At 74.7% G+C, this 24,327-nt stretch carries 19 protein-coding genes; 11 read left to right on the top strand and 8 right to left on the bottom strand.

The features are described from left to right. Window positions 1-156: 156 nt before the first annotated feature. Window positions 157-957: a polyprenol monophosphomannose synthase gene (locus tag ACQYWQ_RS03090; protein ID WP_431032325.1), complete on the top strand. Its 801-nt coding sequence runs from the start codon at window positions 157-159 to the stop codon at window positions 955-957. Between the two features lie 103 nt (window positions 958-1,060). Continuing rightward, window positions 1,061-1,633 carry an FxsA family membrane protein gene (gene fxsA / locus ACQYWQ_RS03085; protein ID WP_431032324.1) on the top strand — a complete coding sequence of 191 codons (573 nt, stop codon included), beginning with the start codon at window positions 1,061-1,063 and terminating at the stop codon, window positions 1,631-1,633. Window positions 1,634-1,720: 87 nt separating this feature from the next. Here the strand turns inward: fxsA and ACQYWQ_RS03080 are convergent, their stop codons facing one another. The 4 genes from ACQYWQ_RS03080 to ACQYWQ_RS03065 form a co-directional block, all read right to left on the bottom strand. Beyond that, the gene (locus ACQYWQ_RS03080; RefSeq protein WP_008749015.1) at window positions 1,721-2,095 is read right to left on the bottom strand and encodes an RNA polymerase-binding protein RbpA; all 375 of its coding nucleotides are present in this window, start codon (window positions 2,093-2,095) and stop codon (window positions 1,721-1,723) included. Between the two features lie 299 nt (window positions 2,096-2,394). Beyond that, entirely contained in the window at window positions 2,395-3,783 is a 1,389-nt protein-coding gene (locus tag ACQYWQ_RS03075; RefSeq protein WP_431032323.1) for an MFS transporter, read from the bottom strand. 32 nt (window positions 3,784-3,815) lie between these two features. Next, window positions 3,816-4,595 (bottom strand): glycerophosphodiester phosphodiesterase, encoded by a 780-nt coding sequence (locus ACQYWQ_RS03070; protein WP_431032322.1) that lies wholly within the window; start codon window positions 4,593-4,595, stop codon window positions 3,816-3,818. A gap of 25 nt (window positions 4,596-4,620) precedes the next feature. Beyond that, on the bottom strand, window positions 4,621-5,259 hold the full coding sequence (locus tag ACQYWQ_RS03065) for a YczE/YyaS/YitT family protein (RefSeq protein WP_431032321.1): 639 nt from the start codon (window positions 5,257-5,259) through the stop codon (window positions 4,621-4,623). A gap of 100 nt (window positions 5,260-5,359) precedes the next feature. On the opposite strand from ACQYWQ_RS03065, the gene ACQYWQ_RS03060 reads away from it, so the two are divergent. Next, complete coding sequence (locus tag ACQYWQ_RS03060) at window positions 5,360-6,970, top strand: PLP-dependent aminotransferase family protein (protein WP_431032320.1); 1,611 nt, start codon at window positions 5,360-5,362, stop codon at window positions 6,968-6,970. Between the two features lie 43 nt (window positions 6,971-7,013). Here the strand turns inward: ACQYWQ_RS03060 and ACQYWQ_RS03055 are convergent, their stop codons facing one another. From ACQYWQ_RS03055 to ACQYWQ_RS03045, 3 genes are all read right to left on the bottom strand, one after another. Beyond that, window positions 7,014-7,319 (bottom strand): GNAT family N-acetyltransferase, encoded by a 306-nt coding sequence (locus ACQYWQ_RS03055; RefSeq protein ID WP_431032319.1) that lies wholly within the window; start codon window positions 7,317-7,319, stop codon window positions 7,014-7,016. Between the two features lie 330 nt (window positions 7,320-7,649). Then, complete coding sequence (locus ACQYWQ_RS03050) at window positions 7,650-9,290, bottom strand: hypothetical protein (RefSeq protein WP_431032318.1); 1,641 nt, start codon at window positions 9,288-9,290, stop codon at window positions 7,650-7,652. 130 nt (window positions 9,291-9,420) lie between these two features. Beyond that, complete coding sequence (locus ACQYWQ_RS03045) at window positions 9,421-9,615, bottom strand: hypothetical protein (protein ID WP_037871955.1); 195 nt, start codon at window positions 9,613-9,615, stop codon at window positions 9,421-9,423. A 407-nt stretch (window positions 9,616-10,022) separates the two neighbouring features. On the opposite strand from ACQYWQ_RS03045, the gene ACQYWQ_RS03040 reads away from it, so the two are divergent. The 8 genes from ACQYWQ_RS03040 (at window position 10,023) to ACQYWQ_RS03005 (ending at window position 23,338) form a co-directional block, all read left to right on the top strand. Beyond that, entirely contained in the window at window positions 10,023-10,388 is a 366-nt protein-coding gene (locus ACQYWQ_RS03040) for an ankyrin repeat domain-containing protein (RefSeq protein ID WP_431039046.1), read from the top strand. Between the two features lie 580 nt (window positions 10,389-10,968). Then, window positions 10,969-12,390, top strand: coding sequence for a HEAT repeat domain-containing protein (locus tag ACQYWQ_RS03035; protein WP_431032317.1), 1,422 nt, complete (start codon window positions 10,969-10,971; stop codon window positions 12,388-12,390). After that, entirely contained in the window at window positions 12,387-12,962 is a 576-nt protein-coding gene (locus ACQYWQ_RS03030; protein WP_431032316.1) for a GNAT family N-acetyltransferase, read from the top strand. Before ACQYWQ_RS03035 ends, ACQYWQ_RS03030 begins: the two co-directional genes overlap by 4 nt. A gap of 443 nt (window positions 12,963-13,405) precedes the next feature. Then, a complete protein-coding gene (locus ACQYWQ_RS03025; protein ID WP_431032315.1) occupies window positions 13,406-14,149 on the top strand; it encodes an ABC transporter ATP-binding protein in 744 nt (247 codons plus the stop codon). Next, window positions 14,149-15,489 (top strand): YhgE/Pip domain-containing protein, encoded by a 1,341-nt coding sequence (locus ACQYWQ_RS03020; RefSeq protein ID WP_431032314.1) that lies wholly within the window; start codon window positions 14,149-14,151, stop codon window positions 15,487-15,489. The genes ACQYWQ_RS03025 and ACQYWQ_RS03020 overlap by 1 nt, the downstream gene beginning before the upstream one ends. A gap of 182 nt (window positions 15,490-15,671) precedes the next feature. Beyond that, entirely contained in the window at window positions 15,672-17,222 is a 1,551-nt protein-coding gene (locus ACQYWQ_RS03015; protein WP_431032313.1) for a hypothetical protein, read from the top strand. 199 nt (window positions 17,223-17,421) lie between these two features. Next, on the top strand, window positions 17,422-18,315 hold the full coding sequence (locus ACQYWQ_RS03010) for a hypothetical protein (RefSeq protein WP_431032312.1): 894 nt from the start codon (window positions 17,422-17,424) through the stop codon (window positions 18,313-18,315). Window positions 18,316-18,487: 172 nt separating this feature from the next. Then, window positions 18,488-23,338, top strand: a complete 4,851-nt coding sequence (locus ACQYWQ_RS03005) for a hypothetical protein (protein WP_431032311.1) — start codon at window positions 18,488-18,490, stop codon at window positions 23,336-23,338. Here ACQYWQ_RS03005 and ACQYWQ_RS03000 read toward each other — a convergent pair. Continuing rightward, window positions 23,266-23,967: a hypothetical protein gene (locus tag ACQYWQ_RS03000; protein WP_431032310.1), complete on the bottom strand. Its 702-nt coding sequence runs from the start codon at window positions 23,965-23,967 to the stop codon at window positions 23,266-23,268. The genes ACQYWQ_RS03005 and ACQYWQ_RS03000 overlap by 73 nt on opposite strands. Between the last annotated feature and the right edge of the window lie 360 nt (window positions 23,968-24,327).

Raw genomic sequence — 24,327 nt, 5'->3', positions numbered from 1 at the left:
TTCCCGCACGCCTCGCGTCAGCGTTCGCCCGCGCATCGCCCGGACGTGTGGTTGCCGCATCCCGCCCTCGCCCCCTCGTGTCGCCGCCGTGGCCACGCCCGCCGGTATGGGCAACTAAGGTGGTCACGCGCACGGATCGGCACGTAAGGGGCAGCAGTGAACGCAGGCGAGGGTCTGCCGGGTACCGAGGACGGACAGCGTCCGCCGCTGGGCGAGGCGCTGGTGATCATCCCGACGTACAACGAGGCGGAGAACCTCCGCACGATCGTCGGCCGCGTCCGCAAGGCGGTGCCCGAGGCGCACGTCCTCGTCGCGGACGACAACAGCCCGGACGGCACGGGGGCCATCGCCGACGAGCTGGCCGCGGACGACGCCCACATCGAGGTGCTGCACCGCAAGGGCAAGGAGGGGCTCGGCGCCGCGTACCTCGCCGGTTTCGCCTGGGGCCTGGACCACGGCTACGACGTCCTCGTCGAGATGGACGCGGACGGCTCGCACCAGCCCGAGGAACTGCCCAGGCTCCTGACAGCGCTGCGCGACGCCGACCTCGTCCTCGGCTCCCGCTGGATCGCGGGCGGCCGCGTCGTCAACTGGCCCAAGTCCCGCGAACTGCTCTCGCGCGGCGGCTCCACGTACTCCCGTTTCCTCCTCGACGTCCCGCTGCGCGACGTCACCGGCGGCTTCCGCGCCTTCCGCGCGGCGACCCTGCGCGGCCTCGGCCTCGCGAACGTCGAGTCCCAGGGCTACTGCTTCCAGGTCGACCTGGCCCGCCGCGCCGTCCAGTCCGGCTACCGCGTCGTCGAGGTCCCCATCACCTTCGTCGAACGCGCACTCGGCAACAGCAAGATGAGCCGCAACATCGTCGCCGAGGCCCTGTGGCGCGTCACCGCCTGGGGAGTCACCTCCCGTGTCGACAAGGTCCTGGGCCGGACGAAGTCCAGCCCCTCCGGCGTGTGAGGAGCGGGAGGCGGGGGGAGGCCGCGGGGCCACCGCGGCGCGAGAGGACGTCCCGAGCGGGGCCCGTCCCCCTCCCGTCCCGATTCGAAGGCACACTGGACGTATGACGACCAGCACACCCCAGCCCCCCGCCAAACGCAGTGGCTTGCGCAGATGGCTCCCCCTCGGGGTCGCCGCCTGGATCGTGATCGAGATCTGGCTGCTGATCCTCGTCGGTGAGGCGGCCGGCGGCCTCGTGGTCCTCGCGCTGCTCGCCGCAGGGATCATCGGCGGCGGCGCGGTCGTCAAGCGCGCGGGACGCCGTGCCTTCGGCGCGCTCACCCAGACTCTCCAGCAGCCGCCCACCGCGGCCCCGCGGGACCGCGCCGAGGGCAACGGCTTCCTCATGCTCGCGGGACTGCTCCTCATGATCCCCGGACTGCTCTCGGACGTCCTCGGGCTCGTCCTGCTCGTCCCCGGCATACGGGGCGCGCTCTCGCGCCGCGTCGAGCGCACGATGCAGCGCAAGCTCGACGAGGCCACGGGCGGCGCCTTCGGCAGCGCGTACACCCGGGCCCGTACCCAGCGCCCCGACGGCAAGGTCGTCCAGGGCGAGGTCATCCGCGAGGACGCGCCCCCGGAGCCGCGCGACGAGGAGCCGCGCGACGAGGACCGTCGCCCGCCCCTGACCCCCTGACCCGCGCGGGCACGCCGAAAGGCCGTGGGCCGGACACCGAGAAGGTGTCCGGCCCACGGCCTTCGCTCTGACCCGCCGACCGAGAACTCAGGCGGACTTACGGCTGTCGCGCGGGTGCACCGCGATGTTCATCGCACCGGAGCGCAGGACGGCCAGGCGCTCGGCCAGGACCTCCTCCAGCTCCTCCCGCGTACGCCGCTCCATGAGCATGTCCCAGTGCGTGCGCGCGGGCTTGGTCTTCTTCTCCTCCGGCCCGTCCCCGTCGACGAGGAGTGCCTGTGCGCCGCACACCTTGCACTCCCACTCCGCGGGGATCTCCGCCTCGACCGAGAACGGCATCTCGAAGCGGTGTCCGTTCTGGCATGCGTATTCGACGGCCTGGCGCGGGGCCAGGTCGATGCCGCGGTCCGTCTCGTAGCTGGTCACCACAAGGCGTGTGCCGCGAAGCGCTCGCTCACTCATGAATCGTGCCTCCCGGGCTTGCTCGCCCACAGGACAGTCGTCGCTGTCGTCGTCATCCGGTCAACGTCCGGTCGGCGGTGAAGATTCCCGTGCAGGGTCAAAGCGTCGCCGTCGTAGCCGCCCCATTTCTACCCACCGATGCCCGCTTTGTCACATCTGACGAGATACGCACCGAAAATCTCGGGCTGTCTTCGCTGCTCAGAGGCACAGGGACGGTACATCCTGATGGTCAAACGCGTACACTACCGCCCTTCGTGCCCGCGTGCGAAATCCGCGCGGGCCGTCATCCGCCCGGCCGCTCAGGCGAGGGACCGCACCCGGCCCTCCACGCCCTCGGGAACGGCGTTGCCCGCCTCGCGCATCCCCCGCGCGAGCGGCACCCGCAGCAGCACGGCGAAGCCGAGCACGAAGAAGACCACCAGCGAGATGATCGCGTCCCGGTAGCTCCCCGTGACCTGATAGGTGAGCCCGAAGAGCAGCGGGCCGAGCCAGCTCATGCCGCGGTCACTCATCTCGTACGCGGAGAAGTACTCGGCCTCCTTGCCCGCGGGGACCAGGTGCGAGAAGAGCGAGCGCGAGAGCGCCTGGCTGCCGCCCATGATCAGCCCGATCCCCGCCGCGAGCACGAAGAACCACACCGGGGCACCCGCGGGCAGGAAGTAGCCGCAGGCCACGATGACCGTCCACGCGCCGAGCGAGGCGAGCACGGTCCGTTTCGTCCCGTACCGCAGCGCGAGCCGCCCCATTCCGAGCGCCCCGGCCACGGCGAGCACCTGCACCAGCAGGATCGCGACGATCAGTGTCGACTGGCTCAGGTCCAGCTCCTCCGAGCCGAAGACGGAGGCCTGCGAGATGACCGTCTGGATGCCGTCGTTGTAGAGGAGGTACGCGAGCAGGAACCACAGCGTCACCGGGCGGCCGCGCATGTCCCCGAGCGTCGCGCCGAGCTGGCGCCAGCTCCCGCCGACCACGCCCGCCCCCGCCTCCCTGGCGGGGCGCTCGCGCAGCCGCCGCAGCGGGACGAGCGTGAAGACGCCCCACCACAGGCCGGCCGACGACAGGCAGATGCGCACCGCGGTGGACTCGCTCACGCCGAAGGAGTCGTGCCCGAGGTAGAGGACGAGATTGAGGACGAGGACCAGCGCGCCCGCCGCGTAGCCGAAGGCCCAGCCGCGCGAGGAGACCGCGTCGCGCTCCTCCGGCGCGGCTATCTGCGGCAGGAAGGCGTTGTAGACGACCGTCGAGACCGCGATCGACGCGTTCGCGACGACGAGCAGTACCCCGCCGAGCAGATAGCGGTCCCCGTCGAGGAAGAACATCCCCGCGGTCGCGGCCGCGCCGAGATAGGCGGCGGCCCCGAGCAGCGGCTTCTTGCGGCCCGTACGGTCGGCGAGCGCGCCCGCGAGCGGCATCACCAGGACCGAGACGATCACCGAGAGCGAGACGCTGTACGCGAAGAAGGAGCCCGCGCGCACCGGCAGGCCCAGCGGGTGCACGTAGCCGTCCGCGTCGGCCGCGCTCTTGGCCACCTCGGTGAGGTACGGGCCGAGGAAGACGGTGAGCACGCTCGTCGAGTACACCGAGCAGGCCCAGTCGTAGAAGTACCAGCCGCGCTGTTCCCGCTTGCGGGCCCCCGCCTCGTCCGCCGCCCCCGTGGCGATCGCCGCCCCCGCGGTCTCCGCGCCCATCCCGCTCCCTCGCCTCGTCCCGCGCACGCGGCTCAGACCCCGGTCCACTGCCCCCTGGCCCGCAACACCGTGCGCAGCGCCTCGATGTGGTCGGTCATGATGCCATCAACACCGAGGTCCAGGAGCCGTTCCATCTCGGCTTCCTCGTTCACCGTCCACACGTGCACCTGGAGTCCCCGGGCGTGCGCGCTCCGTACGAAGGCGCGGTCGACGACGGTGAGCCGCCCGTGCCGCACGGGCACCTGCGCGGCCAGTGCGCCGCGCGGCGGGGCGCACGGCAGGCCCCAGGCGCGCAGGCGCAGCGCGAGCGCGCCCCCGGTGCCGAGCGAGGTGGCGAGCCGGGGCCCTGCGAGCCGCCGCGCCCGCGCGAGGCGCCGCTCGCTGAACGAGCCGACGCAGACCCGGTCCCAGGCGTTCCTGCGCCGGATCAGCGCGAGGAGCGGGCGCAGCGCGGACTCCGCCTTGACGTCCACGTTCCAGCGCGCCTCGGGGAAGGCGTCCAGGAGGTCGGCGAAGCGCGGCACCCGTTCCGTGCCGCCCACGCGTGCCTCGCGCACGACCGGCCACGGAAGCTCCGCGAGCGCGCCGCTGCCGTCCGTCACGCGGTCGAGCGTCGCGTCGTGGAACGCGAGGAGTTCCCCGTCGGCCGTCGTGTGGACGTCCGTCTCCAGATACGTGTAGCCGAGTCCGAGCGCCCGCCGGAACGCCGTCTCCGTGTTCTCCAGGCCGTCCGCCGCGCCGCCGCGGTGCGCGAAGGCGAGGGGGAGGGGATGGTCGACGAAGGGGTGCGGGGGAGCGGCCGGGGTGTTCACGCGCGCAGTATGGCACCGCCCGTGATCATGCCGGGGCCGGCCCGGGGTACGGGCGGACGGGGAGGGCGAAGACGCGGAGGAAGAACTGCGCGAGGGGGCCGATCGCCAGCGCGTACAGGACCGTGCCGATTCCCAGCGTCCCGCCGAGCACGATGCCGATGAGCCCGACGGTCACCTCCACGAACGTGCGGCACAGCCGCAGCGAGCGGCCGGTGCGCCGGTGCAGGCCGGTCATCAGCCCGTCCCTGGGCCCGGGCCCGAAGCGCGCCGATATGTAGAGCCCTGTCGCCGCCCCGTTGAGCACGACCCCCGCGAGGAGCAGCGCGGTGCGCGCGGGCCAGGAGTGGGCCGGGGGGAGCAGGGCGAGTGTCCAGTCCATCGAGAGGCCGACGAGGAAGACGTTCGAGACGGTGCCGAGCCCGGGACGCTGCCGCAGCGGCCACCACAGCAGCAGCACGAGCGCGCCCACGATGATCGCCACCGTGCCGATGCTCAGGCCCGTGTGCCGCGCCAGCCCCTGGTGGAAGAGGTTCCACGGCTCGACACCGAGACCGCTGAGCACGAGAAGCCCGTCGCTGAAGCCGAAGAGGAGGAGCCCTCCGTAGAGATGGACGAGGCGCCGCGGCAGCGAGGCCGCGGCGCGCGGCGGAAGAGTCGTGGCCATGAGATCCCCCGGGTGTGTGGAAGTGGACTGGCACGTGCCACCCTGGAAGTCGCAGGAGGGCCCTCGACAGGGCCAATCGAAGAGAAGTGGACTGATTTCGATGGTGGAGCGGGGTATCGCGGTCATCCGTCCGGCGCAATTGGCCCGGCTGCTCGCCTCCCAGCAGACCACGGGAGACGGGGGCCCCGCAGTGGGGGAGGCGGCGGGCCTCGCGCGGGCGGGGGGCTCCGGGGGCTTCACGGCGGCGAGGGGCGCGGGGGCGGGCGGCGCTGTCAGGGACCGTGCCCGCCACACCCCCGCCTATCAGGCCCTCGCCGACGGCATCCGCGTCCTCGTCCTGGAGGGCCGCGTCCCTGTCGGCGCCAGGCTGCCCGCCGAACGGGAACTCGCGACGGCGCTCGCCGTCAGCCGCACCACCGTCGCCACCGCCTTCGAGGCGCTGCGCGAGGCCGGATTCCTGGAGTCCCGCCGCGGCGCGGGCAGCTGGATCACCTTCCCCGCGGGGTCCCCGCTCCCCGCGCGCGGTCTGGGCCCGCTGCCGCCCGAGCGCGCCGGGCAGCTCATCGACCTCGGGTACGCCTCCCTCCCCGCGCCGGAGCCCTGGCTCACCCGGGCCGTGCGCGGCGCGACGGAGGCGCTGCCGCCGTACGCGATGACCCACGGCGACTACCCGGCGGGGCTGCCCGCGCTGCGCCAGACGCTCGCCGAGCGCTACACGGCGCGCGGCGTCCCGACGATGCCCGAGCAGATCATGGTCACGACCGGGGCGATGGGCGCGACCGACGCGATCATCAGCCTCTTCGCGCCGCGCGGTGAACGCGTGGCCGTCGAGTCCCCGAGCTACGCCAACATCCTCCAGCTCCTGCGCGACGCCGGCGCCCGTCTCGTGCCCGTCGCGATGGCCGAGGGGACCGGCGGCTGGGACGTGGCGCGCTGGCGGCAGGTGCTGCGCGAGGCGGTGCCCCGCCTCGCGTACGTCGTCGCCGACTTCCACAACCCGACCGGCGCGCTCGCCGACGAGGAGAGCCGCCGCGCGCTCACCACCGCGGCGCGCGCCGCGGGCTCGGTCCTGCTCGTCGACGAGACGATGGCCGAACTGCGGCTCGACGCGGATCTCGACGAGCCGGGTGCGATGCCCCGGCCCGTGTGCGCCTTCGACCCGGCGGGCTCGACGGTCATCACGGTGGGCTCGGCGAGCAAGGCGTTCTGGGCGGGGCTGCGGGTCGGCTGGGTGCGGGCGGCGCCCGAGACGATCCGCCGCCTCGTCGCCGCGCGCGCGTACGCCGACCTCGGCACCCCTGTCCTCGAACAGCTCGCCCTCAACTGGCTCCTGACGACGGGCGGCTGGGAGGAAGCGGTCGGACTGCGCCGCGCCCAGGCAGCGGCGAACCGCGCCGCTCTCGTGGCGGCGGTCCGCTCCCGGCTGCCCGACTGGGAGTTCACCGTCCCGCGCGGCGGCCTCACCCTGTGGGTGCGCGCGGGCGGCCTCTCCGGCTCGCGCATCGCGGCGGCGGGCGAGGAAGCGGGCGTACGGGTGCCATCGGGCCCCCGCTTCGGCGTCGACGGCGCCTTCGAGGGCTACCTCCGGCTCCCCTTCACGGTCGGTGGTCCGCTCGCCGACGAGGCGGCCGACCGCCTGGCCCGCGCGGTGGCCCTGGTGCGCGCGGGGGCAGGGGCGCACACGGCGGTACAGCGGGGGCTGATCGCCTGAGGGAGCGGGTGCGGGCGGGCGGCGCGTCCGCCCGGCGGGAGGCTCAGGGGCCGAGCGGAAGACTCGTGAAGAGCGCCGTCTCGCCCTCGGACTCCGTGCCGAGGTACAGCGAGGTGTTCAGCCCGCAGAAGGCGAAGCCCCGGCGCTGGTACATCCGGATGGCCCGCGAATGGAGGTGTGTCACCTCCAGCCACACGTGCCCCGCCCCCAGGTCCCGCCCCCGGTCGATGGCGTGGCGCAGGAGCGTCCGCCCGATGCCCCGGCCCTGGTGGTCCTTCGCCACCTCGGTGTCCGCGACCGTCAGCCGCCGGTTCCACGGCTCGTACTCCGTACCGACGTAGCCGCACACGACGGCTCCGTCCCGGGCGAGAATCCGCGCCGCCCCGTCCCCCCCCGGGGGGCCCGGACTCCTCGTCGGGGAAGACCTTGTGGACCGGCGGGTCCAGCGCGACGAGGCGGAACGCGAAGCCGTCCTCGGAAGCGGTCACCTCGACGAGGCCGTCGGTGACGAACCCGCCCCTGATGACCAGCGACTTCTCGCTCGCGGTCTCTGCCACGCGGTACGTGCTCGCCGTCGGCGTCCCAGGTCCGTCCGCCGCGGGCCCCTCGCGGTCATACCCCGCACGGTACCGCTCGCCGCTCAGCCGTCCGGGACCGCGAAGGCTCCGCCGCCACGCCCTCAGGCCTCGGCCACCGACACCCGTACCGGCTGCGTCGTCGGCTCCTCCTCGGTCTCCGCACCCGCCGTCCCGGCCGGGGCCCGGCTCTCCTCCCCTGCGGGCCCCGCCTGCTTCGCGAGGTTCGAGCCGCCGCGCCGGGGGAGGAGCGCGAGGACCGCCTCGCGGTGCGTGTCGGCCGCCGAGTCGTCGTACGGGTCCGGGGTCGCGGGGACCTGGAGGCGCAGGACCTGGCCCGTACCGAGCCGGGCGTAGCCGCGGCCCGGGGGCAGCTCGCCCGCGGGGGTGGACTGCGGGGCCGCGCCGAGGATCTCCGCGGCCTGCCGCGCGTGCGCCGGGGCGAGGGCGACGCGCGCCTTCGTGTGCTGGGCGACCACCGGGTCGAGCCCGTCGACGCAGTCGTACTGCTCCGCCACGACGACCGTCACGAGCGCCGCCCTGCCGTGCCGCAGCGGCACGTGCAGGTGGCTCTGCGGGTCCGCGAGTCCCTCCGCGCGGGCCAGGTGCCCGAGCACGGCGGGCCGGTCGACGAGCACCCACAGCGGGCGGCGTACGTCCTCGGGCGGCGTCTCGCCCGCCTGCCTGGCCCGGTTCACCGCGACGAGCCTGCGTTCCGTCTCGCGCGCCGCCCACTCCAGCGCCCCCAGCGCCCCCGTGAGCCCGCACTCGACGCCGAGCACCCCGTCGCGCCCCACGAAGCACGTGTAGTCGCCCGTCCCGCCGCCGTCCACGACGAGCACGTCACCGTCGCGCAGCGCCTGGAGAGCGATCGCGCGCAGCAGCGTGCTCGTCCCGCTCCCCGGGCGTCCCGCGACCAGGAGGTGCGGCTCGGGCGCGCGCGTACCCGTGCGCCACACCACGGGGGGCACGTCGCGTGCCTCGCCCCGCGCGTCCACGAGCGGCACCGTGCGGCGCACCGCGAGCGCGTCGGTGAGCCCGAGCACCACCTCGCCCGGGCTCGTCACGAAGGGCTGCGCCGGGATGTCGGTCGGCAGCGGCGGGAGCACGGTGAGACGGAGACGGTTCGCCTCCTCGTCCCACGCGAAGTGGTACTCGCGGCCCCGCCCGCACTTCGCGTGCAGCAGCCGCTCGACCTGCGTCCGCGACTCCGGGTCCCCGTCCGCGAAGTACGCGGGGTACGCGACCGTGAGCGCCGCGAGCCGCCCCTGCTCGTCGAAGCCGAAGTCGCTGAGCGCCCGCTGCCACTCGCCGCCGTGCGCGTACAGCGGATCGGGGGCCTCGGGCACGGCGAAGTACGGGACGAGCGCCTCGTACAGCGAGGCGAGCCGTGCCGCCTGCTCCTCGCTGGGACCGCTCTCCTCGGGGCCGTGCGTCCTGTCGCGGCCCAGCCACGCGGCGGCGGCGAGCACGGCGACGAGCGCGGAGACGGGCCCGTACGGCGCGAGCGCCACCGCGAGGACGACGGCGGCGGCGAGGAAGAGCAGCGCCCCGCGCCGCTCCTTGGGCGTCGCCGTCCACCGGCGGCGCATCGCGGCGAGGAGCCTGACCAGGCCCCTGGCCAGGATGATCAGCGGGCGCAGCACGTCGGAGGCGCCGTCCGCCGCCGAACGGGCCAGGTCCCGGCCGCGCGCGAGGGACGCGCCGCCGTCGCGGAGGATGCGGGGGAGTGGTCGCGGTACCACGTCGGTCTCCTGGGGAGTCGTACGGAGAACTGCTGCCGGGCCCGCGCGCGGGCCCCGGGCCGTGCACGGCGCCGCGCACGGGGAACACGCCGGGACCGGGGCCCCGGCGTGCGGGATCGGGCGCGGCGCCTCAGAACTTCAGGCCGCCGAGGAGCGAGGCGAGGCTCGCGCCCCCTGCCTTGATGCTCGGGGCGATCGCCGTACCGGCGAGGTAGAAGCCGAAGAGGGCGCACACGACCATGTGCAGCGGCTTCAGGCCGTCCTTCCGGCAGAAGAGGAAGACGATGATGCCGAGGAGGATGACGCCGGAGATGGACAGGATCATGAGGTTCTCCTGGTTGAGGGGACAGTCACCATGAGTTCTTCCAGGCTCACAGCATGTATCTATACGACAAAAGGTGCAAATGAGTGATCAAGCGATCATTTCGTCTTTATGTGGTGCGGAGTTCCCGCCGGCCCGGTACCCGCGGAACCCTTCCCCGCCCGCCGCTCCCGCGCCCCGCCGGTTCGCGTCGATCTTTGCCCGGCGCCCCTCGGCTCGTGTACGCCTGGGAGCAGTACGCTGGCGATTCACCCGGACGGCGGCAGGGCCCGCCGGTCCTGGTGAGCTGCCCTGTCCCCTCCCCCTCCCCGCAAGGCGGCCATCCCGTGAACCCCACTCCCGGAACGACCCAGGACGAGCACCCGGAGCCCCGCCCCGCAGGCGGCCCCGACACCCCCGAACCGGAGGTCGTGGAACTCGCCACGCGCCTCTTCGGCCTCGCCCGCTCCGGCGAGACGGAAGCGCTCGCCGCCTATGTCGACGCGGGCGTCCCGGTGAATCTCGCCAACGACAAGGGCGACACGCTGCTCATGCTCGCCGCCTACCACGGTCACGCGGCGACCGTCCGTGCGCTCCTGGAGCGCGGCGCCGAGCCCGACCGCCCCAACGACCGCCACCAGACCCCCCTCGCCGGCGCGGTCTTCAAGGGTGAGGACGAGGTGATGGAGGCGCTGCTCGCGGCGGGCGCCGACCCCCGCGCCGGAAGCCCCTCGGCCGTCGACACGGCCCGCATCTTCGAGAAGCCCGCGCTCCTCGCCCGTTTCGGAGCGGTCTAGAGGGACGCGCGCGGTTCCCCTCCGGGCGGTCCGAAGGCGTGCGGCCCGCTTCGGGGGGCCCGGAGACGCACGGTCCGCCTCCGGGCCGTCCGGGGCTCCCCGGCAGGGCCGTCCGGTTCCTCGCAGGGTCGTCCGGAGGCGCACGCCCGGCCTCGGAACGGCCCGCGACGCTCTGCCGGTACGGGTGGGGCCCACGTGACATGTGAGGCGCCCCGGCCCTGCGGTCACCCCCGCCCCGCCCGGCGCGCGCCCCCCTGTGTCAATGCCCGACCCCCCGCTCCCACCTGCGCGAACACCCTGAAACGGAGGGTGTTTCCGCGTGGTTTGTCCCCCCGCCGTAAATGCGCTCGCCTGAGCATCGACGCCTGCGCCATCATGGCCACATGGTTCGGGCCCGGACGCCACGGGAAGAAGTGGCCCACCGCCCGGGCCGCGCAAAGGCCCGGTCCGGGCCACCGATCGAGAGGCAGAGGAAGATGGCTGAGCGCAAGCGGCACACGACGGGTCCACGGACGTGTCGGCGCCACAGGTGACCGTCCGCCCCCCGTTCGTACCCACAGCTTGATGTGAGGCCCCTGTCATGTTCGATCCGGTCATAGCGCCCAGCGGTACCCTGCTCGGCCTGCTCCAGCGCGGGCGCGGCGACGGCACGCTGCACGCCCTCACCGCCCCCCGCGAGGAAGCGCTCGCTGCCCTCGACGCGTGCGTCCGCCAGGACCCGCGCGGCGACTGGCACGTGGAGAACCGCTCCCTCTACTACGCACGCCTCTACCGCGAACTCGACGGCCCGCTCGACGGCATCGAGGAACACCTCTTCGGCGCCGACGACATCCTCGACCCCGAGGAATCGCGCACCGGACTCGCCCTCGCCGTCCTCGGCCATCTCGGCTCCTACGGGCGCCCCGAGGCGCTCGCGCTGCTGCGCAGGTACGTGGCGAGCGGCGCCAACTGGGCCTGGGCCCTGGACGAACTCGCCGTCCGCGAGGACGACCGCGCCCTGCGCGCCCTCGCCGCGCCCGTGCTCGCCCGCTTCCCCGAGACCCCCGAGGGCGAGGCCGAACTCACCGCCACCGCACGCGGCGCCTACGAGCCACGGCCCTGGCACCTGTGGGCCTCCGACCCCGGCTCCCCGCACGCGGAGCGCGTCCGCGCCGCACTCGAACGCGGCTCCTTCGACCGCTGGCAGCGACAACTGACCCCCACCGGGCCCCGGCCCGGCTGGAGCGTCCCCGAGATCCTCGACTGGGCCCGGCGCGGCCTGGAGGAGCACGGCAACGACCTGCACGCACCGGCAGCCCGCTGCCTCGCAGCCGTCGCGGGGCCCGAGGACCGCGAACTGCTCCTCGCCACAGCCCGCGAGGGCGCCGACGCGCCTCGCCTCGCCGCCCTGCGCCACCTGCGCGACAGCGGCGAGCCGCTCGCACTCGACCTGCTCGCCGAAGCCACCGCGAGTACGTCCTCGCTCGTCGCCGACACGGCGGCCGCGCTCTTCGAGGGCACCCCCTCCGTCGCCGCGGTCGAGCGCGCCCGCGACTTCGCCCGCGCCCCTGGCAGGCTCGGTGCCGCCGCCGGGCGGCTGCTCGCCCTGCGCGGCGCGACCCGCGACACCCACCTCGTGCTCACCGCCCTGCGCACGGCCGTCCGCGACCAGGGCACCGCCGACCCCGCCCTCGCCCCGCTCCTCGACGGCACCGGCAGGCTCGGCATCGTCTGCGCGGCCCCCGTCGTCCGCCACGTCTACCGCGAGACCTCCTCCTCGCACCTGCGCGGCCGCGCCGCCCGCGCCCTCGCCGCCATCGACCCCCGCTTCGCGGCAGGGTTCGCCGTCGAGTGCCTGTGGGACTGTGAGGAGTCGACCCGCGAACTCGGCGCCAGGCACGCCGAGACGGCCGACAGCCGCGTCGTCACCCAGCTCCGCCGCCTCGCCGCCGACCCGGCCGAGGAGGACGAGGTCCAGACAGCCGTACGCGGCCGCATCGGCCCGGACACGGCGGCGGCGTGAGCGGCACCGCGGGACCCACCTTCACGGTGGCCACCCCCGCCGACACGGCGCGGGTGCTGGGCGTGCTCGACGAGGCGGCTGCCTGGCTCGCGGGACGGGGCATCGAGCAGTGGCCCCCGCGCTTCGCACCGGAGTGGTTCGCCGGGCGCATCGCGCGCGGTGAGACCTGGCTCGTCAGCCGACGGGACGACGTACTCGGCACCGTCACGCTTGACTTCGCCGACCCGCTGTGGGCCGACAGCCCCGCCCGCGCCGCCTACGTGCACAGCCTCGCCGTGCGCCGCTCGGCAGCGGGACTCGGCGCGCACATCCTCGACTGGGCGGCGGCCACCGCCCGCGCACGCGGCCTCGACGCGCTGCGCCTGGACTGCGTACGCTCCAACGCCCGCCTGCGCGCGTACTACGAGGGGCGCGGCTTCGCGCACAGCGGCGACGTGCCGGTGCGCGCGGCGCCCGGCGGGCGCACCGACGAGGGTCCCGTCACCTGGATGAGCCGCTACGCACTGCACCTCGCGCCCCCGCCCACCCCGTCAGCTCCCGCACGAGGCCCTGCGCATCGCGCGTCACGCTGATCTCCGCGCCGCCCCGGACCCGCTCACGCCGCACCACCTCGTACCGCCCGTCCCCGAGCCCGCTCACGGCGGCCCACCACCGTGGATCGGGCTCCTCGGGCGCGAGTACGACAAAGCCGCTCCGCACCCCGTCGAGCCCGCTGACCATACGGAACAGCACTTCGTCCGACGGGTTGTCGACGCGCCCGCTCCCACTGACGGCCCGGTACTGACGCACACTCATGACTGCCCCCTACGACCTGCTCGATCCGGCTGCGCCGAGCATGGCACGGGGGTCTGACAGCGGGCCCCGCAGCGCGGGAGCCCGCGCCCGCCCGGGACCTCCCTGCGACCGCCCGCCCCCGTCCGGGTGATCCGCCCCCGCCCCCGGGCGTCGCTGCCGCGCGCCGGACCGCCCTCCGCGCCAGGGTGGCGGGCGGTCGCAGCGGAAAGGGCGGTGCACGGTGGCGGAGAGCCCGGGAGACAGCGAGGGAGCGGGGGCGCGGCAGGTTCCGCCCGGGATTCCGCCCGCGCTGATCAATAAAGGCGAGGCGCTGGAGATCGAGGCGCGCGGGCTGCGGGCGCGCGGACCGCTCGGAACCGTCTTCAGGGGCGTCGACCTCCTCGTACGGCCCGCCGGACTCACCGTCGTCGCAGGCCAGGGTGGTACGGGCCGTACGAGTCTGCTCCTCGCGCTCGGCGGCCGCTTCCGTACGAGCGGCGGCACCGTCACCGCGCGGCTCGGCGACACGCCCGTCGACCCGCTCCGGCACTCGGCCCTCGCCCGCGTCAGGCCCGGCGTCGCTCTCGTACCGCAGTGGACGGCCCACGAGCACCGGGCCGAACGGGCGGCGACCGCACGGACGTTCAGCGCGGAAGTCCTCGAAGCGGCCGGTGAACTCCTCGACTGCGCACCCCCGCCCCGTACTGCCGTCGGGCGGCTTCCCGCGCGTGACCAGCTCCTTTTCGCCGCCGCCCTCGCCGCCGCCGAGCGCCGCCCCGCCGTCCTCGTGGACGACGTGGACGCCGGGCTCGGCGGCACCGACCTGCGCGAGGCGTGGCTGCGGCTCGCACGGCTCGCCGAGGCCGGGATCACCGTGCTCGCGACCGCCGCGGCACCCCCGCCCCCCGACTGGGCGGTCCCGCTCGCCGCGTACACCACCCTGTCCCCGAGGACCGCCGCGACCGACGCGGCGAGGAGGCCGTGATGCGCGCCCTGCGCCTCGCCCAGCTCGAATTCCGCCGCTTCCGCGGCCCGCTCTCGCGCCTCGTGCCGTGGGTGCTCGCGCTCGTCCCGCTGCTCTACGGCGCGCTCTACCTGTGGTCGAACTGGGACCCGTACGGACTCCTGCACCGCGTACCCGTCGCGATCGTCAACGAGGACAAGCCCGTCAAGGTCCAGGGCCGCACGGTCGACGGCGGTGCGCGCATCGTCCGCGCCGTGCGCGAGAGCGGGAGCTTCGACTGGCACACGAGCGACGCCGCCACAGCACGCGACAAGCTCAGGACCGGCGACTACTTCTTCACCGTCACCGTGCCGCGCGGCTTCAGTGCCGACCTCGCGAGCAGCCTGAGCCCGAAGCCCCGCCGCGCCACCGTCCACATCGAACTCAACGACGCCAACGGCTTCATCATCGGCAAAGCCGCCGACCAGGCGCGCCTGGAACTCCAGAACCAGCTCTCCGCCGCCGCCCAGGAGGTCGAACTGCGGCAGGTCTTCGGGCAGGGCAGGGAACTCAAGGACGGACTCGACAAGTCGGCGGCGTCCGCGAAGGAACTCGCTGGCCAGGCCGGGAATCCCGCCACGACAGGGCCCGGGCTCCAGCAGCTCGCCCAGCTCTCCTCCGCCGTCCCGCAGGCCCCCGAGGGCCAGGCCGCGAAGGAACAGGCGCGGCTCCTCGCCTCGCCCGTCGACGTCACGTCCGCCAACCTCCACCCCGCGCACCGCTACGGGCGCGGTATGACACCGTTCTTCTTCTCGATCGCGCTGTGGGTCTTCGGTCTCGTCGGCTACCTCGTGCTGCGCCCCTACAACCCGCGCGCCGTCGACGAGGGCAGACCCGTGACAGCGGCCTTCGCCGGCTGGCTGCCCACCGCACTCCTCGGCGTCGTCGGGGCACTCGTCCTGTACGCGGTCGTCCAGCTCGGCCTGGACCTCGACGCCGAGCACCCCTGGCTCCTGGTCGCGCTCGTCAGCGTCGCCGCGCTCTCCTTCGTCGCCCTCGCCCAGTTCTTCCGCACTCTCCTCGGCTCCGCGGGCGGCCTGGTCCTCCTGATCCTGCTGATGCTCCAGCTCACCTCCTGCGGCGGCCTCTACCCCGTCGAGACCACCCCCGCCTTCTTCCGCGCCCTGCACCCCGTCATGCCCATGACCTACCTCGTCGAAGGGCTCCGCGTCACCGTCTCCGGTGGCCAGGGCTCCACGCTGGGCCTCTCCTTCGGCGTCCTCGCGGCGTACGGCGCGGCGGCGCTGGGCGCGACGGCCCTGCTCCTGGTCCGCAGGCGGCGGTGGAGCATGGGGCAGCTGAAGCCGGAGATCCAGTTCTGAGGCCCCGGGCCGCCGCTGTGGACGCCGACCGCTTGGGAGGGGCTTGCCGACCCGGTCCCCGCGGCCCGTGAGGAGCGGGGGCGGGCGCGGAGCACCGAGAACGGCCCACCGGGCGAAACGGCACCTTCTCCGCAACGCCCCGCGACACACTGGTGTCGCCCCCACCCTCTACGCTGTTCCCCGTGACCTCGCCCGCCCTCCCCTCACCCGCTTACGCGCAGCTCAGCGCGGGCCCGCGCCCCGCTCCTGGCCCGGCCGCCGACGAAGGGCTCGCACGCCGCCTGCGCGCCCTCGCCTGCACCGCGCCGCTGCACGATCTCGACACCCGCAAGGCCAATCTGGCGGGCGAGTACACGCGATACGCGATGGCCGAGGTCGCGCTCGCCGCGATCGATCTCGTCACCCTGCACATGGACTTCGACACGGGCGCGGACCACGAGCAGATAGTGGCCAGACTCCTGCCGCGGGTCGGCGCGCAGGCCCCCGCACGCCCCGTCGCCGAGCACGAGCGCGTCGCCCGCTGGGTCCTGGAGAACCTCATCAACGTCGGCAGTGCCGACCGGGGCTTCCGCGCCGTCTACGGCACCTTCGCGCCCGACGGCAGCTACGTGCGCCGCGACTACGACTTCAAGCTCATCGAAGAGGTCCCCGCCGCCGGTGGCACCGTCTTCCTGCGCGCCACCGACGAGGCCGTCAACGTGCTCGTCGGCGCGCTCGACACGGATGTCACGAGCGCGCAGATCGCCGCCGAGGTCAAGCTGGAGGTCCTCATCAGCCGCGGCCGCCTCGCCGACGCGCAACTCGCCGCCGAACAGGCCCGGTACCGCACCGTCCAGTACGCCGAATCGCTGCGCCGCGCCCTGGAGTCCACGCGCCGCGACGTCCGCGCCGTCGACTGGCTGCACACCGTCCCCGACCTCATCGACGAAGCGCTCGGCCACGTCGCCGACCGCTACCGCCACGAGAACGCGATTCTCACCAACATCCGCAAGGCCCGCGACGAGTCCGAGGAACCCGAGAACAAGCGCCGCGCCGCCGAACTCGTCGACATCGTCAAGGACTGCATCCGCCGTCACACCCAGCTCCAGTCCCGCCTCCTCGAAGCCGGTCCGCTCTTCCGCGCCGAACAGGACCGGCAGGCGTTCGCCGACCACTCCGGGCGCCCGGGGCTCGACCTGTACGGCCAGCTCCTCTCGCCCGTCATCGCCCTCCCGGTCGAGGACGCGCTGCGCGTCACGGACGCGTGGTTCGCCCGCGGTACGGGGCTGCGCACCCCCGGCGCGGTACGTGTCGGCGACCTCGTCGACCTGCTGCTCACGCCGCCGGCCGAGCGCGAGCACCTCGGCGCCGAGCTGCCCGAGCCCGACCTCGTCGCGACCCCGGACGACAGTCGCTTCAGCGAGGAACAACTCGCCGTCGCCACCGAGTTGCTCCGCCTGGAGCCCGAAGCCCCGCGCCGGCTCTCCGGGCTGCTCGCCGAGGCCCGCAGGAAGGCGCGGGAGAACGGCGGTGGCGACCACGAGGCACGGGAACTCGCCCGCCTCGTCACCCTCCTCGCCTTCCACGCGGCGAGCCCCCCTGTCGGCACCGCGCACCGCCAGGGCGAGCCCAGCGTCCTGTTCGCCGTCGACGACGGCACCCCCCTCGACGACCCCGACTTCGGCGGCGCCGACCTCATCGTCGGCACGGCTCTCCTGGAGGCCGCCGACGCCGTCACGGAGGCCGCGTCGTGAGCGCCGACGCGGGGACGGGCCGCTCCGCTCGCGCCGAGGTACGTACGGGCGGTGCCGGGCGCGCCGACGTGCGTACGGGCGGTGCCGGGCGCGCCGTCGTGCGTACGAGCCGCCGCGCGATGCCGCCGCGTCCCCGTACCTCCCCCGCACACCGCGCCGCCGGGCGCCCCGCAGTCCCGTTCCCGAAGGAAGCACGACCGTGACCGAGTACGCCGCAGAATCCCCGTACGGCGAGGAGCAGGCCGCCGAGCCGCGCTCAGCGGTGGCAGTGCCTGTCACCCCTGCCGACGCTGCCGACGCCGCCCGGCTCGTCGCCTTCGGCCTCCAGCCCAAGCTCCAGCCCGCCCGCGACGGCGAGTACACCGCTCTCCTGCGGCGCTACCGCGAGGACCCCGCCTTCGCGCGCCTCGCCGACGCGGTCGCCACGGGCCTCGGTCTCGTCGTCCTCGAAGTCTCCGAGCGTGCCGGGATGGCCACCGCGGCCGCCGAGGACTCCGTCTTCGCCGTCCGCATGGGCGAGTACGCGCGCCGTGCCTCCACCGACACCGCCGACCGCTTCCTGCACGGCCTCGCCCACCTCAGCGTCGCCGCGCTCGCCTTCCCGAGGCCCGAGGACCTCGCCGACGACGGCTACATCGGACGGATCAGCGTCAACGGCGTCGACGCCTTCGTCCGCCAGGCCTGCCGCCGCATCGAGGAACGCGCCGAGAGCGAGGGTGAGAACACCGACCCCGCCACCGACGCGCCCGGCCTGGAGGCCGCCTGGCGGGTCTGGGCGCGGCGCAGCGCCACCGGGGCCACCAAGGACGCCCGCCGCCTCGCCGGGTCCACGACCGGCATCGTCGCCAAGGCCGTCGGCTTCCTCACCGACTCCGGCTTCCTCCAGCGCACCGGGGACGACGGCGGCGGCACCTACCGCACGACGCCGCGTTACCAGCTCCAGGTGCGCGACCTCGCGGGCGGCGCGGCGATGGCCGAACTCCTCGACCTCGGCATCGTGCCCGTCGGCGACGGCAGCCCGAGTCTCGTCCCCGCCGAGGACACGGACGACCTCGCTCTCGTCGCGGACGCGGGGCTTCCCTTCCACAGGTGAGGCGTCGTCCCGCGCCGTCCCGCCGTCCTGTGCCGTCGCGCGCAGACGTCGTCGGCACCCCACTGCCCTTTTTGCCACGTCACTGCCACCCCCTGACCGAGATGTTCATGACCGCCTGATCCCGGTCGATACTTCCCTTGTCGCCCCACCACCGCTGCCGAAAGTCCGCACCATGTACGAGCTGTCCCGGGTCCGCCTCTACTCGATCGGCCCCGCCGGGGCCCGGTACGCCGACACCGTGCTCGATCTGCGCTCGGTCGGCGCCCCGGTCCCCGAACCCGCGCCGACGCAGACGGAGTTCTTCGCCGAGGAACCCAGCGGACCACCCCGCAGGCCCGCCCCCGCCGGAGTCCTGTTCCTGGAGAACGGCGGCGGCAAGTCCGTCCTGCTCAAGCTGATCTTCTCGGTCATGCTCCCCGGCCACCGCAACACGCTCGGCGGCGCCAGCTCCGGCGTGCTCCGCAAGTTCCTGCTCGCCGAGGACTGCGGCCACGTCGTCCTGGAGTGGCAGCACACACTGACCGGCGAGTGCGTCGTCGTCGGCAAGGTCAGCGAATGGCGCGGCCGCCAGGTCTCCAACGACCCCCGCAAATTCGCCGAGGCCTGGTACTCGTTCCGGCCGGGGCCCGGGCTCAGCCTCGACTCGCTGCCCGTCGCCGAGTCCAACGCCGTCCGCCCGATCGCCGAGGGCATCTCCGCCGCCCGCGGCCGCCGCCGCACCATGAAGGGCTTCAGGGACGCCCTCGTCGATGCCGGGAAGTTCTACACTCACCTCGACGTGCACTGGGAGGAGACCCACGAGCGCTGGACCGAGCACCTCGGCGAACTCGGCCTCGACCCCGAGCTGTTCCGCTACCAGCGCGAGATGAACGCCGACGAGGGCGAGGCCGCGGGGCTCTTCGCGGTCAAGAAGGACTCCGACTTCACCGACCTCCTCCTGCGCGCCGTCACCGACACCCGGGACACGGACGGACTCGCCGACCTCGTTCACAGCTTCGGCGGCAAGCTCGGCCGCCGCTCCGAACTCCTCGCCGAACGCGACTTCACCGCAGGTTCCGTCGACCTCCTCGGCCGCATCGTCGACGCCACCGCGCACCGCGAACGCGCCCGCGACGTCCACGGCGCCGCCGCCCGCCGCGCCCGCGCGCTCGGCCGCCGTCTCGCCGCCCGCGCCGCCGCCGAACGCACCCGCTCCGCCGAGCTGTCCGCGCAACTCGGCGCCGCGGCCGAGGCCGTCACCGCGGCGGGCACAGCGCGCGACCGCGCGGCGCTCGTCGCGGCCGAACTCGCCTATCGGCACGCCTCGCTCGCCCTCGCCGCGGGGGAGAAGGCCGCCACCGCCCAGCGCCGCGAACTCACCGATGCCCGCACCCTGCACTCCGCGTGGCAGGCCGCGGAGACCGTGCTGCGCGCCCGTGCGGCGGCCGACCGCTCCGCACGCGTCGCCGCCGCCATCCGCGAGGCCGAGCGCGACGCCGCGCCCGCGCTCGCCGCCCGCGCGGCCGCCGCGGCCGACCTCGTCCGCGCCCTCCAGGACGCCGCCGAACGCGCCGAGAGCCACGCGACGGAGGAGGAGGAGCGCTCCGGGCACCTCCAGTCCGCGGGCGAGAGTGCCCACCGTGACGCCACAGCCGCGGCCACCGACGCCCAGCGCGCCCGCAGCGACGCAGGACACCTGCGCCAGCGCCTCGCCGAGGTCGAGCAGGAGACGGAGGAAGCCGTACGGGCAGGCTGGCTCGACGGCTCCTCGCCCGAGGCCGACCCGGCCCGCGCCGCGCTCGCCGCGAGCGACGCCGAGAAGGCGGCCACCGCCGCCTGGGCCGAGGCCCGCCAACGCGCGGCCCGTGCCGCCGACGAGGCCGCCGACGCGGCCCGTACCGCCTCCCGCGCCGAACTCACCGCCGCGCGCGCCTCCGACGCGGCGCGCGCCGCCGAGGTGGCCTTCCAGGCCGAGTACGCGACCGCGGCGAGCCTCGCCCGCGAGGACCGCCTCGCCGCCCTCCTCGGCCTCCCCACCGCGAGCGGCACCGCCGTGCCCCAGCAGCGCGGCCCCGGCAACGGCACCGGCCCCGAGGGTACGGGCTCCGCCGACGGCACGGGTACGGGCGCCGACTCCGCGACGGACACCGCCCCCGCAGCCCCCTCCGCTCCCGCCGGTCTCGACGCCGAGACCCTCGACCAGAGCGCCGAGACCCTCCGCACCCTCATCGACGACGCCGTCACCGAGGCCGAACGCCGCCTCTTCGCCCTGCGCACGGCGGCCCAGGACGACGCCCGTATCCTCGGCGCCCTCGGCGACGGCGGTCTCCTGCCCCCGGGCCCCGACGTCCTCGCCACCGTCGAATTCCTCGGCGAACAGGGCATCCCCGCGCTGCCCGGCTGGCGCTACCTCGCCCAGTCCGTCGATCCCGCCGAGCACAACCGTGTCCTCGCCGCCCGCCCCGAACTCGTCGACGGCGTCGTCATCACCGACCCCGGCACCCACCGCCGCGCCCGCGAAGTCCTCGCCCAGGCCGCGCTGCTGCCCCGCTCCACCGTCGCCGTCGGCACCGCGGCCGCCCTCCTCGCCCCGGCGCCCGCCCCGCAGGACGCGGACGCCGAGGAGTCCGTCTTCCTCGTCCCGCCCAACCCGGCGATGCACGACGAACACGCGGCCGACGAGGAACGGCAACAGCTGCGCGCCCGGGCCACCGCGCGCGAGGAGGAGATCCGCACCCTCGCCGCACGCCTCGGCAAGGACCGGGAACTCGGCGCCCGCCTCGCCTCCTGGCGCTCCGGCTGCCCCGCGGGACGCCTCACCGAACTCGCCGCCGCGGCCGCGGAGGCCCGTACCGCTGCCGCCGAGGCCGCCGCCGTCCTCGAAGAGGCCCGCGAGCGCCGCGCCGAGACCGAGGAGGCGGCGAGCGCCGCCGCCGTCGCCCGCGAGGAACGCGGCGAGGCCGCCCAGCGCGCCCGCCGCGCCGCCGACGCCCTCGCGGGACTCGCCCACCGCCTGCGCGAACGCGGCCGCTGGACCGGCCGCCTGCGGGAACTCGCCGAGGAGGCCGCCGAGGCCGAGGCTCGCGCCCAGACCTGCCTCGACCGCGCCCGCGCCGCCGACGAGGACCGCCGCGCCGCCCAGCGCGCCGCCGACGACGCCCGCCGTACCGCCCGCGCCCTGCGCGCCGAGCGCGCCGAGATCGCCGGCGCCCCCGAGGAGTTGCCGGCCCCCTCCGAGGACGCCCGCAAGGCCGCTCTGCCCACTCTGCGCGAGGCGTACCGTGCGGCCTCCCAGCTCTACGAGAAGGTCGGCGTGGGGGCCGACCTGCGGGCGGAACAGGCCCGCGCCGAGAGCGAGGAGACCTCCGCCCTCGCCGAACTCGAACGCCTCAGCAACAAGGTCCGCACCCGCGCGGCGAGCCTCCTCGAAGGCCCCGACGGCGCCGACGGACCTTCCCGGCAGGCCGCCGCGGGGCGCGCCGAGGAACTCGTGCAGATGCTGGAGGCCCGCGCCAACGCCGCGAGCGAACAACTCGGCCGACTGCGCGGTGAGGCCGAACGCCTCGCCCCCGAAGAGGGCGAGGCCCACACCGCGCTCCCGGAGGACCTCGTCCCCGCCGACGCCGAGCAGGCCCAGGCCCTCCTGCGCACCGCGAGCGCCGAACTCGCCGCCCGCACCGAGGCACTCGACGCCGCCCGCGCCGCCCACGCCGCCCTCGGCCACGACCACCGCACGGCCGAAGAGGCGGCGGCGGGATTCGAGGAGACCACGACGCTCCTGCGCGACCTGCTCCGCGACAACCTGTCCCGCGAGACGGCGGACCCCGAGCCAGGAACGCCCGCCCCCGAAGAGCCCGAGCCCTTCGCGGGCACGCTCGGCGAGGCCCGTACGGCCACCGCCGAGGCCCGTCGTTCACTGCGCGGCTGCGCCGCGGACCTCGCCGCAGCCGAGTCGGCGGTGCGCGAGGCGAGCGACATCCTCGTCCGGCACGCCAACTCCACGCGCTACGAGCAGGTACGCACCCCCGCGCGCCAGCAGATCAGGGAACTGCCCGCCGCCGCTCTGCCCGAGCACGCGGCCCGCTGGGCCGAGGCGTTCGCGCCCCGCCTCCGCGTCCTCACCGACGAACTGGAACAACTCGAACGCAACCGCGACTCGATCGTCGACCGCCTGCGCGGACTCGTGGAGTCCTCGCTCGCCACGCTCCGCGCCGCGCAGCGCCTCTCCCGCCTCCCCGAAGGGCTGGGGGAGTGGTCCGGGCAGGAGTTCCTGCGCATCCGCTTCGAGGAACCCGACCACGCGAGTCTCACCGAGCGGCTCGGCGAGGTCATCGACGAGGCCACCCGCGCCGCCGTCCGCAAGAACGCCGATCTGCGCCGCGACGGCATGAGCCTGCTCCTGCGCGGGGTGCAGGCGGCCCTCCAGCCACGCGGCATCGCCGTGGAGATCCTCAAGCCGGACGCGGTGCTGCGCGCCGAGCGCGTGCCGGTGGGGCAGATGGGCGACGTCTTCTCGGGCGGCCAGCTGCTCACCGCGGCCATCGCGCTGTACTGCACGATGGCGGCGCTGCGCTCCAACGACCGGGGCCACGACAGGCGCCGCCACGCGGGCACCCTCTTCCTGGACAACCCGATCGGCCGCGCCAACGCCACGTACCTCCTCGAACTCCAGCGGGCCGTGGCCGACGCACTCGGCGTCCAGCTCCTCTACACCACGGGGCTCTTCGACACCACGGCGCTCTCCGAGTTCCCCCTCGTCATCAGGCTGCGCAACGACGCGGACCTGCGGGCCGGGCTCAAGTACATCAGCGTCGAGGAACACCTGCGCCCGGGCCTGCCCAAGGAGCCGGATGCCGAGGGAGTACACGCCCAGATCCAGGCCACCCGCTTCTTCGAGCGGCCGCAGGAGTCCGCCGGACGCCCGCAGGAGTCCGCCGGAGGTGTCGCAGACCCGGCCGAACGCACGGAGCCTCAGGCCGCCGCCGGGTCCGTCCCGCGCCCTGCCGCACCCGAGGAGGAACGAGGGGAGCGGCCCGTGTCCTGAGCGGGGACGCCGGAGCCGGGCGGAGTGGCCGCGGTCGCGGTACGGGGCGGGGGAACCTCGGCGGCGACGTCCCCCTTCGCCTGGTCCAGCCGCCCCCTGCGCTCCGCCCGCGCCGCCAGCTTCGCCGCCTTCAGCGCCTGGCGGCGCTCCCGGCGCAACTGCCGCGCGGTGCTGCCGGGCTGGGACAGAACCCCGTTGCGCTGCACCCACACTTGGCGCGTGACCCACACATCGAGGACACCCCACGTCGCCACCACCGTGCTCGCCACGCTGCTCAGCACCATCGGGAAGGCGAGCCAGGAACCGGCGAGCGTGCACAGGAAAGCGGTCACCGCCTGGCACAGCGTCAGCGCGACGATGATCACGGAGCGGACCGCGGAGGTGCGCACCGCGTCGGGCAGCCGTCGTCGTACCGCCGGCTCGTCGCGCCACAGGGAGTCCCGCCGCGCCGCCTCGCGCCGCCGCCGCGCGAACTCCGCGTCCTCGGCGGCGTCCTCGCCGTACTCCTCGATGCTCCACTGCGGCAGCGGGGTCTCCCAGGCCGACCGCTCCTCGGCGACGGCACGCCCCGCCGCACGGCTCGCGTCCGTGCGCCGCTCGTCCTCCACGCCGCGCTCCACGGTGCTCATCACGCAGTCAACTCCCCGCCACTCGCCGAACCGACCACCACCCGGGGGACACGAGCGGCTTTCCTTTTCGCTGCCCGCCCCACGCCGCTTTAGTCGGCCCTGTCCGGCCGCACACGCGCGCGGGAGCACGCGGACACCGGCCCGCTTCCCACCCGTACAGACGAACAACCACCCACGCGGGTTTCCTCCCCTCGCCCGCGATTGCCCCCTGATCCGCCGGAATTCACCGGCCCGTCCCGCGATGCCCTCGCACGTACCGCCCGCACCCCCCGGCACCGGAGGTGAAACCCGCCCCGTACCCCCTCAACAAGAAAACTATCCGGACATGTCTTCGAGTTGTGGCTGAGGCAGTAGTAGAGT

This window comes from Streptomyces sp. P6-2-1 (assembly GCF_050613165.1).
Taxonomy (GTDB): Bacteria; Actinomycetota; Actinomycetes; order Streptomycetales; family Streptomycetaceae; genus Streptomyces.
The sequence above is the reverse complement of the archived record's forward strand: the minus strand, read 5'-3'. Positions and strand labels throughout refer to the sequence as shown.